The organism is Oleiphilus sp. HI0067 (assembly GCF_001635735.1).
On record NZ_LWFI01000297.1, the window covers coordinates 1 to 603 of the forward strand.

1 protein-coding gene and 1 pseudogene are annotated in these 603 nt (G+C 42.8%); one reads left to right on the plus strand and one right to left on the minus strand.

All coding sequences use genetic code 11. The features are described 5' to 3' along the window. Positions 1 to 246: pseudogene (locus tag A3739_RS29275) on the plus strand (energy transducer TonB); the annotation flags it as partial. Here A3739_RS29275 and A3739_RS03660 read toward each other — a convergent pair. Beyond that, the coding region (locus A3739_RS03660) for a TrmO family methyltransferase (RefSeq protein WP_197472021.1) at positions 239 to 603 on the minus strand (365 nt) is incomplete at its 5' end. The pseudogene A3739_RS29275 and the gene A3739_RS03660 sit on opposite strands and share 8 nt — an antisense overlap.

Sequence of the window (603 nt, forward strand, 5' to 3'; positions counted from 1 at the left end):
ATTGATCCTCCTTTCGAAGCTCAAGCTCGCGTTATATGGTGTTTAACTCAGGAAGATGGCTATGAAATCGGCTTAGAGTTTTGTACCTCTGGTGATGCCTATCGTGCTCGGATGGTCGAGCAGATCTGTCATATTGAGCATTACCGATTGTGGGTGAGAGAAGTAGAAGGGCGCGAATTAGACTCTGAAGGTGCTGCTGCGGAATGGATAGGAAAATTCGCAAAGGAATTCCCCGCTTTTAGCTAGTAATGTCTATAACGATTAGAGAGTTCTGTTCTACACGGAATTTAATTTCAAAGGCATATAACTTCATGCCATAGATCTTAGGGTCCTCGTTTTGTTGCTTATACGCAGGACGAGGGTCTTGTTCCATAACTTCCTTTACAAAACACTCTAGGTTCGTGTAACCATTTTTAGTCAAGGCGTGAAGCATTGCTCTCGCTTTGTCACTGAACACAACATCTAGTTTTGAAGATGGTGCGTTTTTCGCGATGCCACACTGAGGATTGATAGCGCTATCGGAATATTCAATATAGGGTTTGATATCGTATATAGGTGTGCCATCGAGTAAGTCAGGACATGAGACGATTAAGCTAGTCTTTT